We start from the raw sequence: 13,828 nt of genomic DNA, 5'->3' as shown, positions 1-13,828 counted from the left end.
GAGGCAGGTCACTGAATCGGGGGCGCTGGCGTGGTTAAATGGTCGGCTCACATCTTGCCGGATATTGCTGTGACCATGCCATCTGACCTTCAGCCATTGCAGCCCTGGCCTGACTATCTGCAGGCATCCTGGCTGCGCTGCGCCCACCAGACCAGTGCCACCCTCTGGCATCCACCCCACAGCGCCAAGGGGCAGACCTTGCAGAGCCTGCGCCAGCGCAAGCGCGACTTGCTCACCACCGGCGAGATGGCCCTCGAAGATCTCTACGAATTTATGGAGGGGCGCCCCTGCGCCCTGCTGCTCACCGACGAGAGCGGCTGCCTGCTGGCCCAGACCGGCCACCCCGACACCCTGCGCGAGCTGGCGGCGCTGGGGTTTGGCCCCGGCGCCTTCTTCAGCGAGGGGCGCATCGGCACCAATGCCATCAATCTGGCGGCGCTGGAGGGGGTGCCGCTCTGCGTCAGCGGTGCCCAGCACTTCAATCAGACCCTCCACCCGTGGCACAGCTGCGCCAGCCCGGTCTACAACAACAATGGCCGTCAGGTCGCCATCATCGCTCTGATCTGCAAGGTGGAGGAGGCGAGTGCCGGCGATCTGGCGCTCACCGTCAGTGCCGGACGCGAGCTGGCCCATCTGCTGCAGATGGAGACCCTGATGCAGGAGTCCCAGCACCACCTGAGCGAACTTTACGCCCTGCTCGACGGCATGGATGACGGCGTGCTGGCCTGGGATCCGCAGGGGCGGCTGCGCTACCTCAACGCGCTGGCAGCCCACCGGCTGCGGCTCGATCCCGCACTCTGTCTCGGCCAGCCGCTGGAGCAGCACCTGTTGTTGCCCCAGCGGTTGCAGCTGGCCATCAGGGGGCAAACGCCACTGAGTCATGTGGAGGTGACGCTGGAGCGGCTCGGCGCGCAGGAGGGGGAGTTTATCAATGCGCTGGTGAGCCTCAAGCCGCTACCGGGGCCGGAAGGGGTCAGCTTTATCGCCCTGCTGCACCCGGTCGATCGGCTGCGGGCCATCCATCAGCTGCGCCAGACGGTGCCCGAGCTGTCGGCGCTGGTGGGGGAGTCGAGCGCCATGCGCAAGCTGCTGCGCTACGCCCGGCAGGCGGCCCAGAGTCAGGGGCCGATCCTGCTGCGCGGCGAGGAGGAGGTGGGCAAGGCCCAGCTGGCGGAGGCGATCCACTTTGGCAGCGAACGGGCCGCCGGGCCGCTCATTACCCTCAACTGTAAGGCGCTGCCGAGCGAGCGGATGGCGCTGGAGCTGATGGGCTCCGACGAGGCGGGGCAGGAGCGGGCGGGCAAGTTCGAGCTGGCCCACGGCGGCACGTTGGTACTGGAGCAGGTGGAGTGTCTCTCTGCCCCCATGCAGGCGGCGCTGCTGCAACTGCTCAAGACCGGCCGCATCCAGCGCTTCGATTCGGCCCGAATCCTGCCGCTTAAGGTGCGGATCATCGCTACCAGCAGCGCCCCGCTGGAGCAGCTGGTACAGGAGGGGCTGTTTGGCCGCCAGCTGCTCTATGCCTTGCAGGCGTGCGAGCTGTGGCTGCCGGGGCTGCGGGAGCGCGCGGCAGATCTGCCGGGCCTTATCAGCCAGCAGCTAGGGGCGCAGGGTCGCGAGCCGGTACGGCAGTTCAGTCCGGCGGCCCTCGACTGTCTGCTCGCCTATCCCTGGCCCGGCAATCTGGGGGAGCTGCGCAGCGCCGTCGAGCATGCGCTGCTTCATGCCGGTCAGGGGCCGATCCCGCCCGAGGCGCTGCCCGCCGCCATTCGGCACGGCTATCAACGGGTAGCCGACGAGGTTGTGGGGCAACCGCTGCTCACGCTGGCGGAGCTGGAGCGGCAGGCCATCCTGCGCTGCACCCATGCCTGCAAGGGGCAGGTGAGCCAGATGGCCCAGCATCTTGGCATCAGCCGCACCACCCTCTGGCGGCGGCTCAAGCTGCTCGAGATCGATCCCGCCGACTATCACGGCTGATGGTTATTCAAGTCGTTGCGAACCGGCCCGCAGAAAACGAAACGGCCCCGCAGATGCGGGGCCTTGTTATATGGCAGGTCAGTGGTAGCGTGGTTACAGCCCCAGCTGGTGGGCGGTGACGATGGCCGCGAGCACATCCTCGGCGGTGACCTTGAACGGCATGTTGTGGATGGTTTCGCCCTCGGCAGTGGAGGCTTTGGCTACCTCCATCAGGCGCGCCATATCCAGCGCCTTGACCCCCATCATATGCAGGTTGGTCGGCAGGCCCACCGAGCGGCAGAAGGCCAGCACGGTTTCGATCTCCGCCATCGGCGCGTTCTCCAGCACCAGCTGCACCAGGGTACCGAACGCCACTTTTTCACCGTGGTAGAGGTGGTGACACTCAGCCAGCTGGGTCAGACCGTTGTGGATGGCGTGGGCGGCGGCCAGCCCGCTGCTCTCGAAGCCGATACCGCTCAGATAGGTGTTGGCCTCGATGATGTTCTCCACCGCCTTGGTGCAGAGCCCCTGCTCCACCGCCAGCTTGGCCTTGTAGCCATCGGCCAGCAGGGTCTTGTAGCAGAGCTCGGCAATGGCCTGCGCCGCCAGCGTAGAAGCTCCACCGGCCATGGTCTGGCAACCGGAGACCTTGTTGGCGCGGGCCTCGAAGTAGGTGGAGAGCGCATCCCCCATGCCGGAGACCAAGAGCCGCACCGGGGCGCGGGAGACCACGCCGGTATCCATGATGACCATGTTGGGGTTGGTCGGGATCATCAGGTATTCGCTGAACTGCCCTTCCGGGGTGTAGATGACCGCCAGCGCGCTGGTGGGGGCATCGGTGGAGGCGATGGTGGGTACTATGACCACCGGCACCTTCTGGTAGAAGGCGACCGACTTGGCAGTATCCAGCGTCTTGCCGCCGCCGATGCCGATGATGACGTCAAACGGGGTCTGCTGGCAGCGGGCCAGCAGGCGGTCGATCTCGGGGCGGGAGCACTCGCCGTTGAAGCAGTCGAACTCCGGCTTGATACCGGCGCCGTGGAAGCTGGTAGCTACGGTATCGCCCACCAGCTTGGTGACGAAGGCGTCGGCCAGGATCAGCGGCTTGCTACCGAGCGCTTTGACGTAGTTGCCGATATTGGCTAGGGCCCCGTTGCCTTGTACGTATTTGCTGGGGCTGATGATGATGCGGTCCATATTTTATCCCTCTCTCTTTATGAATTAAGAATCGGGGCGAAGGGGCGGCTGTGCCGGGGACTCCTTCGTCTTGAATGAAGCTGCACAAGCTCAGCGAGCGAGTGCAGCCCTTGAAACAGTGGTGTGCGGCGTCAGTCGCCGAAGCGCTCGGCTGCCAGTTGCCGGAAGCTGGCCAGGGCGGCGCTGGCATCCTCGCCGCGCGCCAGCAGGATGAGCTGGTCGCCCTGCCGCACGTTGAGCATGGCGAGCCGGGTCAGGCTGCGGGGATTGGCCTCTTTATCCCCCTTTTGCAGCTTGAGTTCGGCGGCAAAGGGCTTGAGGGCGGCCACCAGTCGGGCGGCGGGGCGCACATGCAGGCCGTGGGGGTTATCCACCACCACCTCGCAGCGCAGCCAGCCGTCGTCAGCAACGGGGGCCGTCTCGGTGGCGGCCTGCGCCGGGCTGGCAGGCAGCATCGCCTGTTTTGGGCCCAGCGCGCCGAGCGCCTCGGCGGCCACCTCATCCAGCGTCAGGCCGGAACCGGCCGCCACCACGGCGGCCAGGGTACCCTCGACCAGCGGGGCGGGGCAGAGCCGCACCCTCGCGCTCAGCTCCGGGGGCAGCAGTTCGAGGGCGGTCTCGGCACTCAAGAGGGCGCTGCCCAAGTCCATCAGCACCAGCACGCCGCTGCCGTCATCCGCCTCTTCAATCGCACTCATCACCGCGATGGCATCGGTGCCGATGGGGTGGTCGGGGTCATCGACCCCGGCCGCCAGCAGCAATCGGGCCGGGCTGCCGAGCTGGTCGGCCAGCGCTTTCAAACCGGCCGCCAGCATGGCGCTGTGAGAGACCACTACGATTCCGATCATGTCACAACCTCGCTCTGTCACGTAGGGCAGTCAGCAGCAGCAGGGTCGAGGTGGCCCCGGCATCCTGATGGCCGATGCTGCGCTCGCCAAGATAGCTGGCGCGCCCCTTGCGAGCCTGCATCTGGATGGTCGCCTCGGTACCGGCTGCGGCGGCTGCCACCGCCTTGTCCAGCGCCTCGTTGAGCGGCAACTCTTGCTGCTGCGCCTGTTGCAGGGCGGCCAGTGCCGGCCACCAGGCGTCACACATGGTCTTGTCGCCCGGCTCGGCACGGCCGCGAGAAACAATGCCCTCGACCCCGTCACTCAGCATCTTGCACAGCTGACTGAGGCTCAGGCTCTGGCAGGCGTCGCTGCTGGCCGCGGCTCGAATAAAGAAGGTGCCGTAGAGCGGGCCGCTGGCACCGCCGACCGAGGAGAGCAATGTCATGCCGGTGGTTTTCAGCACCTGACCGATATCCTTGTCTGCTACCGCGGGCAGCTTCTCGGCCACCTTGGCGAAGCCGCGCTGCATGTTGAGGCCGTGATCGCCGTCGCCGATATCGGTATCCAGCGCGGTGAGGTAGTCACGCTGCTCGGTAAAGATGTGTTCGCAGTCGAGCAGCCAGTTGACGATGTGGTGTTTGCTTAGCATGGCTATCGGCACTCCTTAGCAGCCGCGACGTAGGGCGGGGGTGTGAACGGGGGCATCCCACAGGGTCATCAGCTCATCATCCACCTTGAGCAGGGTGATGGAGATGCCGGTCATGTCGAGGGAGGTGCAGTAGGGGCCGATCAGGTTGCGCACCAGATGGATGCCCGCCTCCTCGCACAGGGTCGCGAGGCGACCATAGACACCGTAGAGCTCTGAAATCGGGGTGCCGCCGAGGCTGTTGACCAGCGCGATGACCCGATCACCCTTGTTGAGCGGTTCGATAAAGGTGTGCTCCTCCTGCCAGCTGCCGCTGGTGCGATCCCAGTGGCGCAGGGTGCGGCCATAGGGGGTGTTGTCAGTAAGCTCGCTGAACATATCGTCCACCAGGGTATTGAGGTCGGTGAAGGGGCGACGCTCGATGCCCGGCTCGCCGTGAATACCGACGCCGAACTCCAGCTCGTTGTCCGCCAGAGTGAAGGAGGGCTTGCCAGCAGCAGGCACAGTGCAGGCATGCATGGCCACGCCTATGGTGCGGCTCTGGTTGTTGATACGACGGGCCAGCGCCTCGCAGCGCGCCAGATCGTAGCCCGCCTCGGCGGCGGCACCGACCAGCTTCTCGCACAGCACTGTAGTGGCGACGCCACGGCGACCTGCGGTGTAGAGGCTGTCTTTGACCGCGACATCGTCATCGATCAGGGCGAAGCCCACCTTGACCCCATCGCCGTGCAGCAGCTCGACCGCAGTCTCGAAGTTGAGTACGTCGCCGGTGTAGTTCTTCACCAGAAACAGCACGCCCGCGCCGCCATCAACGGCCTGACCGCACTCGTACATCTGATCCGGGGTCGGGGAGGTAAAAATCTCGCCGGGGCAGGCGCCATCCAGCATCCCTTTGCCCACCAGACCGCCGTGCATCGGCTCGTGGCCGCTGCCACCGCCGGAGACCAGCGCCACCTTGCCCATCACGGGGGAGTCGGCGCGAGTGATGTAGTGGGGTTCGATACGTACCTTGAGCTCGGGGTGGGCGGCTGCCATCCCCATCAGTTGTTCACGGACCACGGCATCGACGGCATTGATCAGTTTCTTCATGGCTCACTCCTTGGCTTGCCACCGCACGGGTGGGCAAATGGTTGATGGAGCCAGTCTAACGACAGAAAAAGGGATAAAAATGACGGGCGATTTGGTTCGGATTTGAAACAGCTGAAGGGAGGTTGGCGTTTCAATTTGAAACGACGTGGGGCAAACGGGCGGGAAACTGTTAGCTGACTCACAGCCATGAAAAAGGGCCCCGCAGGGCCCTTGGCTATAACCGGAATATGCGGACGGGTTAGATGGCCCAGCCACCGGCGTAGAAGATCACCAGCGCCAGGGCGATGATGACGGTGCCGACGTTCAGCTTCTTCCACTCGGCAGCGAAGATGCGGCCAACGACCAGCGCCACGAAGCCCAGCATGATGCCGGTCACGATGTTGCAGGTCAGCACGATAAAGACGGCGCACAGCATGCCGGAGAGCGCATCGACCGAGTCGCTGAAGTCCAGCTTGGTGACGTTGCCCAGCATCAGCAGACCGACGTACATCAGAGCCGGTGCGGTGGCGTAAGCCGGTACCAGATAGCTGAGCGGGGAGAGGAAGATCATCAGCAGGAACAGTACGCCGACCAGCGTGGCGGTCAGACCGGTCTTGCCGCCTGCTGCGGTGCCTGCGGCAGATTCGATGTAGACGGCAGCCGGAGCGCCACCAACGGCACCGGCCACCATGCTGCTGACGGAGTCGGCAGTCAGGGCCTTGCCGCCGCTGATGATGTGGCCACGCTCGTTGATGAGGCCAGCCTGACCGGCCACGGCACGGATGGTACCGGTAGCGTCAAACACGGCTGTCATCACCAGCGCCAACACGGTCGGAATGACCACCGGATTGAGGGCGCCCAGCAGATCCATGCTGCCCACCAGAGAGCCCTTCTCTCCAGTCAGGCTCGGCATGGCGAAGAAGCCCTGCCAGGTCACTTTCGGATCGAAGATAAGGCCGAGGATGGAGATGGCGATAATCACCATCAGGATTCCGCCCGGCACCTTGCGACGCTCCAGACCGAAGATGGCGGCCAGACCCAGCACCGTCATGATGACCGGGAAAGCGGCCACTTCACCCAGCTGCACCGGCAGACCGGCCCCTTCGTTCTTGATCACCATGCCGACGCCGTTGGTGGCGATCAGCAGCAGGAACAGACCGATACCGATGCCGGTGCCGTGAGCGATGCCGGAGGGGAGGTTATCCAGGATCCACTGGCGCACGCCGGTGACGCTGATCAGGGTGAACAGCACCCCCATCAGGAAGATGGCACCCAGCGCGACCGGAATGCTCAGTCCCTGACCCAGTACCAGACTGAATGCGGTAAAGGCGGTGAGGGAGATGGCGCAACCGATAGCCATCGGCAGCTTGGCCCACAGGCCCATCAGCAGGGAGCCGAAGGCGGCGATCAAACAGGTGGCCACAAACACCGGGCCCTGCTCAAAGCCGGCAGCACCCAGCATGTTCGGCACCACTATGATGCTGTAGACCATCGCCAGGAAGGTGGTCAGCCCCGCGACCAGCTCCTGACGCACGCTGCTGCCGCGCGCAGAAATGGAAAAATAAGAGTCCAGAAAGCCGCCAGTCCCTGTTTGGGCGGCCATATCTTGCTTTGCCATAACTAATCCTGAAAGTGTGAAGGAAATCGTTTGCGTTGGTGGCGCGCAAAATAGCAAGAATTCGCGGCAAATACAGCGGATAACCTGACTTTTTCGTCACTATTTTACATTTTGAGTCCATTCGGAGCTCATTCTAAGACTCAAGCGGTGAGAGCGTGTAAGGGAGGGATCAAGCGGTCGGGGGAGGGGAGATCTGTGAGGAAAAAGCGGGGAAAAACAAAAAACCCGCCTAAGCGGGTTTTTTTAAATTCTTGCAGAGCTGTCAGCAGTTGGCATGAGCCATCAGCAGCATGCTCCGGCTTGAATTACAGACCAACTACGTTGGCAGCAGCCGGGCCTTTCTGGCCTTGCTCGATGGTGAACTCAACGCGCTGACCTTCGTCCAGGGTTTTGAAGCTGGTGGACTGGATAGCGGAGAAGTGTACGAACACGTCTTTGCTGCCGTCAGCCGGGGAGATGAAACCAAAACCTTTCTCAGCGTTGAAGAACTTAACGGTACCAGTCATTTTGTTAGACATAATAATTTCCTTAATATAGTGTTGAATGCCACCTAAATGGCAATTTTTGATTTTTCGTCAGCAATACGTATGGGGAGCACTAAAGAAGGAGAATTATTTGATAAGGATTATCCGAGGATAACGCTTATGCTAATCACTGCTTTACTAAAATGACTGCCTAACATAATCAGGTCTGAACTGCCGAACCATCGAGAAAGATTAAAACACGCTCTCATTTTTAAAGCAAACTTTATCTCGATATTAATGTTTTGTAACAGCCAAAAATATCATTTTTTATAGTAAACATGATGCATTTCAACGGCATAGAAAAATCAGTGCAGACTCATATCACCCTGTGGCAAGTCAGATTCGGCTTTTTTGTCCTGACTATGTAGCCAGTTCTGACAAAAAATATGAGAAAAAATGAAAAGGTGGCGAGAGACGTGGATTCTCAGTTGGCGTTTTCTCTAACTCACAATGTAAATCACTTCTTTGCTGCTGCGATTAGCTTCTGAGCGGCAAATCAATGGCAGCACCAAATCTGGCGCATCGAGCATCGTCCAGACATGCAAACGCCCGCTGGCACCAAGTGCCAGCGGGCGTTTTGCAAGAAGGGATCAGCGCTTGCTGCGAAACTTGTTGCTGACCGAATCAATCCAGCTGAAGGTTTCCGGCAGTACCTGGTTCTTGGCACGCTCTTTGGCTTTCTCGCGAGCCAGCTTGGAGGCTGCCTTGGCCGCTTCGGCGCGGTCGGCCACAATTTTCAGGCGACCCTCTTCGCGGATCTTGTTCCGCTCTCCGTTGGTCAGCTGGTGGTCTACATTGGCTTGTGCCTTTTGCAATAACAAGGCTATCTCGGCTTTTTCGGCCTCGGTCAGATCTTTCATTTCCAGCTTTTTCACGGCGCGCTCCTGCGGCAGGGTGGTTAGACACCCTAACACAGTTGTGCCGATCACTTCTTATGCAATCGGCTTTCCGGCAGTAAAAATGCGGGTTTGTGCCAACTTTCTGTTATTTCGCTGCCACTTTCCCGCCTGTTTGCCACATTTCAATTTATGGCGAGCGGTGAGGGCAGCTCTTGCTCCTCCGGCTCGACGTGGATCAGCACGATGGCGTGGGGCAACTGCGCCATGATGGCGTGTTCGATGCGATCACAGATATCGTGGGCTTCGCCGATGCTCATCTCCGTGGGCAGGGTGAGATGGAAGTCGATATGGCGACGACGACCGGCACGACGGCTGCGCAGATCGTGAAAACCGCTGGCGGCAGGGCAGCATTCGGTGATGATGCGGCTGGTCATCGCCAGCTCTTCCGGGCTCATGCTCTGGTCGATCAGCGGCTGGAAGGCCTCGTTGAGCATGCTGATCGCCTCTCTGACAATAAAGATGGCGACCGCAATGGCGACCAGCGGGTCGAGGATGGCGAGTGAATGGCCAAACAGACCGGCCAGCCAGATCCCGCCAAGACCGACGGCGACACCGGCTGAAGTGAGCACATCCGCCTTGAGATGGAGCGCATCGGCCGCCAATGCAACTGACTCTTCTTCCCGGGCCACCTTGTAGAGGTAGGCCGAGACGCCGCTGTTGACCAGCGCCGAGATCACCATCACCAGCACGCCCCAGCCAATGCTTTCAATCGGGCTGGGGGTGATCAGCTTGTCGACGGCTTCGAAGATGATCCAGCCCGCGGCCAGCAAGATAAGCAGTGCTTCGATGACGCCGGAGACATTTTCAATCTTGTCGTGACCATAGGGGTGGCGTTCATCGGGCGGGAGATCGGACTTTTTCACCGCGAACAGGGCGATCAGGGCCGCCACCAGATCCATGGCGGAGTGGATCGCCTCCGAGATGATACTGACCGAGCCGCTGGCGAACCCGGCCACCATTTTCATGATGATCAGACTGATATTGGAGCAGACCGACACCATGGCGGCTCTGGTTTTTCTGTTCATGTCACAGCTTCCTGAATAAAAACGGATATTTCGGTGCGGCGCGCATTATATCCGGCTGACCGGAAATAACCTATTCGGTGTTGTAACCTGATGTTTCCGGTGATATTGCGAATGCTTATTAAAATGGTGGCCTCTTGCGCGGTAATAAATAATGAGAGGGATTTATATTTATCCGTGAAAATATCCAGGTAACGATGGCTTAATATAAGCGTGACAACATTTAATAATGCGAATTACTCTTTTTTGGTCTTTCCTGTCGAGGTCGTTTGGCCTCCCAGCTCAAGGGGCTGCGCGCGACATCTTTTGGACGAGAATGAGGCTGGATCCGGATGCCGCTGGAGGGTATGCTGGGTCTGGTGATGGTCTTGCACCATCCCACCAAGCGTACTGAAGTTGATGATTCGGATGGCATGCTGGCTCCCATGAGGAACCAGCTGTCTGGGTAACATTTTTGGAGTTTGATGATGAGTAACAAAGAACATCACAACGGCAAAGATGCCAAGAAAAAACCGCAGATGTCACTGAAAGAGAAACGCGAAGCCAAACGTCAGAAAGCAGAACTGAAAAACGGCAGCGCAATGAAGTAACGCTCCCCTACTGCTGTTCCTTCGGAGCCAGTACAAAGCCAGCCCTTACCGGCTGGCTTTTATGTTTGTGGCTCACGGCGTGGCGCCGTAAGCCGCGAAAATCTGGTGATAACGACCATCCTGACGCATCGCCTCAAGGCGCTTATCAAACAGATTGCGGGCATCGGCCGTTCGGAAGGCAAAGTGATAGACGGTGGGCGGGAAGAGGTCTGCTTGCCTGACCTGATTGCGCTCGTAGTGCTCGCCTGCCTGGGCGGTGGCAATCAGCTGGTCGAGGTAGTAATAGAACACCCGCTCCTCCAGTACGACTGCATCCACCCTGCCGCGCATTAGCTGATGTACCTGCACCTGCTGCTTGGCTACCTCCTCATAGTGGGGATTCTGGTTGGCCATGGTGGCGAACGCGCCCCCCAGAATGATCCTTGCCCGTTGAAAGGCGGTGACCCGTTTTGAATGCAGATCATCCAGGGTACTGATGTGGGTGCTGCGCAGGGTGAAGATCCGGTTATGGAAGGTGATAACGGGCTGGGTCAGAACGTGAGGATCAACCATACCGGGTCTGACGTTGATGATGGCATCCAGCTTTCCTGACTCGAACAGGCGGAAGGTGCGCTCCAGCGGCAGAAATTCAAAGCTGGGCTCATAGCCGCTGCCAGCGAACGCCTCTTTCAGCAGATCCAGCTCGATGCCACGCTGATTACTTTCGATGACATAAGGGGGGATGGCAAAGCTGACCCCGACCTTGAGTGGCGTTGCCTGCAACTGGCCGGAGAGCATGCTGGTCAGCATCAGCAATAAAGGGGTGAGCAGTTTCATTGCACTTTTCACAAAGCGTTCCTGTGGAGAATATCCATCACTGTAGGGGAGGCAACCAAAAAGCGTTATATCCCTTTCGGGCTGAGAGGTTCAGCCTGAGTGCATAAAAAAAGACCCTGAGTTATCAGGGCCTTTTCAATATTCTGTTCTTAGAACGGGATATCGTCGTCGAAATCCATCGGTGGCTCGTTATATACCGGCGGCGCAGATTGCGGCTGCTGGGCAGGACGGCCATAACCGCCTTGCGGCTGCATGTTCTGCTGCGGAGCCGGCGCCGGGCGCTGCTGATTCATCGGCTGCTGCATGGCTTGCTGCGGTTGACCCCAGCCACCTTGTTGGCCACCCATGTTCTGGCCCATGCCCTGACCACCTTGCGGACGGCCACCCAGCATCTGCATGACGCCGGTGAAGCTGTCGACCAGCACTTCAGTGGTGTAGCGCTCCTGGCCACTCTGATCCTGCCACTTGCGGGTCTGTAGTTTGCCTTCCACATAGACCTGGGAGCCTTTCTTCAGGTACTCGCCAGCCACTTCGGCCAGCTTGCCCATGAAGACGACACGGTGCCACTCGGTGCGCTCTTTCTGCTCACCGGTCTGCTTGTCGCGCCAGGTTTCAGAGGTGGCCAGAGTAATGTTGGTCACAGCACCGCCACTCGGCATGTAGCGTACTTCCGGGTCTTGCCCGAGGTTACCGATCAGAATGACTTTATTGATGCCTCGACTGGCCATAATCTCTCTTCCACCTTATTTACCGGCCAGGTCGAAACCTGGTCCAACACGACTAGATACCTGATTAGTTGCTGTGTGCGGGGCGCAATGTCCCGCAGACGCATGTGACGGTCATAGTAACAGTTGCGAAGCGGATTGGCAGCATCCTTAACCGGCTTGATGTGCCAAAGGCAACGGTTGGCTCCTGCTGTGGTGATGGTCGGGTTGCATCTTTTTTCGGCGCATCCTGCATCACATTTCTGCCATATATTCCTGTTATGCTGGCAGATTGGCGAATTGGGAACAGTTTTTAAATCGACTAAAAACATATGGTTACGATATTTATGAGATCCATTCTCATACTTTTTTAATATTGTGCTCCCATACCTCCTTGGTAGACTCAGTCGGCCAGATTAGGTGGTTTACAGGTTCAAGGAAGAGCACACAATGAAAGCCGCATGCCCGATCGCACTGGTCACTGAAAATAATGTGCAGGCCAGCACATTTGCTGCCTATCTCATCTCTCATTTGAGCCGTCCCGTCCAGCTAATCCACGAGATTAATCAGCTAGATAACCAGTGTGACGGCACGCTGTTTCTCATCGATCTCGACTATATCCGCTCCGGCCAGTCACTGGGCTGGAACCGGGCGATCTCCGAACGCTTTGGCATGGCGGCCACCGTGCTGCTCAATGCTCCCACTGCGACGGATCGCGACCTGCTGCTGATGTGGCCGCAGATCTGCGGTCTGTTTTTCCGTCAGGATCCGCTCGACCGACTGGTTGCCGGGTTGCAGAAAATCCTGTTGGGCGAGTACTGGATGCCGCGCCACCTGCTGTGCGAGCTGGTCGAATACTATCGCCAGGGCAATAGCTACCTGCTGCGTAACGACACCCTGCTGACAGCCAGAGAGCAGGAGATCATCCGTTATCTGATGACGGGCGCCTCCAATGTCGAGATCGCCGACAGCCTGTTTGTCAGCGAGCACACCGTCAAATCCCACCTCTATAACGTTTTTAAAAAGCTGAACGTGAAGAACCGGATCCAGGCGGTGAGCTGGGCCAAAGAGTATCTCGATGCTCCGGACTCCCACTGATGAAAGCGTTCTCTCTGGCATGTTGCCTTGTGCTGCTCTGGGGCTGCACGACCGTTGTGGCGGCCGAGGCCGATGCTCCGCTGGAGTCGGTACAGCCGGAGCAGGAGAGTGATCGGCTGGATGTGGATGGTTTGGTGCTGGACCGCACTTTTACCCGCTTCGGTCAGGGCTTTTATAACGAATTTACCCGGTTGCGCAGTGATGAAGACCCGAATGCCAGAGAAAATCTGACGATTCATGAGCGCCCGACTGCTCGCTGGGGCAGCCTGATCTGGATCACCCATAACCGGAAGGTGATTTTTAAAACCGCGCTCTCTCCCGGCCGCAATCAGCAGGAGCAGAGCGCCAAACTGGCTTGGTCACAGGTCAGGCAGACCCTCGAACAGCAGAAGATCGCGACCCTGTTCATGGATACCTTCGATTTGGAACATGATGAACTATAAGGATATTTCTCATGCGTGCCCGGTTATTGCTAGTTGCAGCACTGATAGCGCCAGCGCTCCATGCGTCGGAGCTTGTCTATCGCCCCGTCAACCCCAGCTTTGGGGGTAACCCTCTCAACAGCAGTCATCTGCTTGGCACCGCCAATGCGCAGAATGATTACAAGGATCCCGCCAGTGGCAGTGGTAGCAGCGGCACCTCGGCGCTGGATCGCCTGACCTCCAACCTGCAATCCCGCCTGATCAGCCAGCTGTTGGCCGATATCGGCAAGGATGGCAGCCAGAGCGGCAGTCTGGTGACCGATGATTTTGCCATCAATGTGGTGGATGAAGATGGCACCCTGGTGGTTTCGATCACCGACCGGGTGACCAACCAGACCACCATGATCGAAGTGAATGGCCTGATTGCTGATTGAGGGC

Annotated in this window: 15 protein-coding genes; 5 read left to right on the top strand and 10 right to left on the bottom strand. The window is 59.5% G+C overall.

The window, feature by feature from the left end:
- The first annotated feature begins 75 nt into the window (after positions 1 to 75).
- On the top strand, positions 76 to 1,977 hold the full coding sequence (gene dhaR, locus G5229_RS14475; RefSeq protein ID WP_421209408.1) for a dihydroxyacetone kinase operon transcriptional regulator DhaR: 1,902 nt from the start codon (positions 76 to 78) through the stop codon (positions 1,975 to 1,977).
- Between the two features lie 93 nt (positions 1,978 to 2,070).
- On the opposite strand, the gene G5229_RS14470 is transcribed toward dhaR, so the two are convergent.
- The 8 genes from G5229_RS14470 to G5229_RS14435 form a co-directional block, all read right to left on the bottom strand.
- Positions 2,071 to 3,153, bottom strand: coding sequence for a glycerol dehydrogenase (locus tag G5229_RS14470; RefSeq protein ID WP_421209406.1), 1,083 nt, complete (start codon positions 3,151 to 3,153; stop codon positions 2,071 to 2,073).
- Positions 3,154 to 3,284: 131 nt separating this feature from the next.
- Positions 3,285 to 4,001, bottom strand: coding sequence for a dihydroxyacetone kinase phosphoryl donor subunit DhaM (gene dhaM / locus G5229_RS14465; RefSeq protein ID WP_421209404.1), 717 nt, complete (start codon positions 3,999 to 4,001; stop codon positions 3,285 to 3,287).
- Between the two features lies 1 nt (position 4,002).
- Positions 4,003 to 4,632, bottom strand: a complete 630-nt coding sequence (gene dhaL, locus G5229_RS14460; protein ID WP_021231630.1) for a dihydroxyacetone kinase subunit DhaL — start codon at positions 4,630 to 4,632, stop codon at positions 4,003 to 4,005.
- Between the two features lie 15 nt (positions 4,633 to 4,647).
- On the bottom strand, positions 4,648 to 5,718 hold the full coding sequence (gene dhaK / locus G5229_RS14455; protein ID WP_043851621.1) for a dihydroxyacetone kinase subunit DhaK: 1,071 nt from the start codon (positions 5,716 to 5,718) through the stop codon (positions 4,648 to 4,650).
- A 238-nt stretch (positions 5,719 to 5,956) separates the two neighbouring features.
- On the bottom strand, positions 5,957 to 7,315 hold the full coding sequence (locus tag G5229_RS14450; protein ID WP_421209401.1) for an NCS2 family permease: 1,359 nt from the start codon (positions 7,313 to 7,315) through the stop codon (positions 5,957 to 5,959).
- Positions 7,316 to 7,620: 305 nt separating this feature from the next.
- Complete coding sequence (cspE, locus tag G5229_RS14445; RefSeq protein WP_005316548.1) at positions 7,621 to 7,833, bottom strand: transcription antiterminator/RNA stability regulator CspE; 213 nt, start codon at positions 7,831 to 7,833, stop codon at positions 7,621 to 7,623.
- Between the two features lie 596 nt (positions 7,834 to 8,429).
- On the bottom strand, positions 8,430 to 8,714 hold the full coding sequence (yjbD, locus tag G5229_RS14440) for a DUF3811 domain-containing protein (RefSeq protein ID WP_421209399.1): 285 nt from the start codon (positions 8,712 to 8,714) through the stop codon (positions 8,430 to 8,432).
- Between the two features lie 146 nt (positions 8,715 to 8,860).
- Positions 8,861 to 9,763, bottom strand: a complete 903-nt coding sequence (locus tag G5229_RS14435; protein WP_245097308.1) for a cation diffusion facilitator family transporter — start codon at positions 9,761 to 9,763, stop codon at positions 8,861 to 8,863.
- Between the two features lie 461 nt (positions 9,764 to 10,224).
- On the opposite strand from G5229_RS14435, the gene G5229_RS14430 reads away from it, so the two are divergent.
- Complete coding sequence (locus G5229_RS14430; RefSeq protein ID WP_019445191.1) at positions 10,225 to 10,350, top strand: hypothetical protein; 126 nt, start codon at positions 10,225 to 10,227, stop codon at positions 10,348 to 10,350.
- 72 nt (positions 10,351 to 10,422) lie between these two features.
- Here the strand turns inward: G5229_RS14430 and G5229_RS14425 are convergent, their stop codons facing one another.
- Positions 10,423 to 11,166: a substrate-binding periplasmic protein gene (locus tag G5229_RS14425; protein WP_064341833.1), complete on the bottom strand. Its 744-nt coding sequence runs from the start codon at positions 11,164 to 11,166 to the stop codon at positions 10,423 to 10,425.
- Positions 11,167 to 11,315: 149 nt separating this feature from the next.
- Entirely contained in the window at positions 11,316 to 11,894 is a 579-nt protein-coding gene (locus tag G5229_RS14420) for a single-stranded DNA-binding protein (RefSeq protein WP_204480312.1), read from the bottom strand.
- A 426-nt stretch (positions 11,895 to 12,320) separates the two neighbouring features.
- On the opposite strand from G5229_RS14420, the gene G5229_RS14415 reads away from it, so the two are divergent.
- Genes G5229_RS14415 through G5229_RS14405 form a run of 3 tightly spaced genes read left to right on the top strand, consistent with a single transcriptional unit; the run spans position 12,321 to position 13,824 of the window.
- Positions 12,321 to 12,968 (top strand): LuxR C-terminal-related transcriptional regulator, encoded by a 648-nt coding sequence (locus tag G5229_RS14415; RefSeq protein WP_158113813.1) that lies wholly within the window; start codon positions 12,321 to 12,323, stop codon positions 12,966 to 12,968.
- Positions 12,968 to 13,411 (top strand): curli production assembly/transport protein CsgE, encoded by a 444-nt coding sequence (locus tag G5229_RS14410; RefSeq protein WP_421209397.1) that lies wholly within the window; start codon positions 12,968 to 12,970, stop codon positions 13,409 to 13,411. The genes G5229_RS14415 and G5229_RS14410 overlap by 1 nt, the downstream gene beginning before the upstream one ends.
- Positions 13,412 to 13,422: 11 nt before the next feature.
- Positions 13,423 to 13,824 carry a curli assembly protein CsgF gene (locus tag G5229_RS14405; RefSeq protein WP_270905357.1) on the top strand — a complete coding sequence of 134 codons (402 nt, stop codon included), beginning with the start codon at positions 13,423 to 13,425 and terminating at the stop codon, positions 13,822 to 13,824.
- The last annotated feature ends 4 nt before the right edge of the window (positions 13,825 to 13,828 follow it).

Source organism: Aeromonas sp. 602396 (assembly GCF_049173735.1).
Lineage (GTDB): Bacteria > Pseudomonadota > Gammaproteobacteria > Enterobacterales > Aeromonadaceae > Aeromonas > Aeromonas veronii_A.
This window is presented reverse-complemented; position numbering and strand designations above follow the sequence as displayed.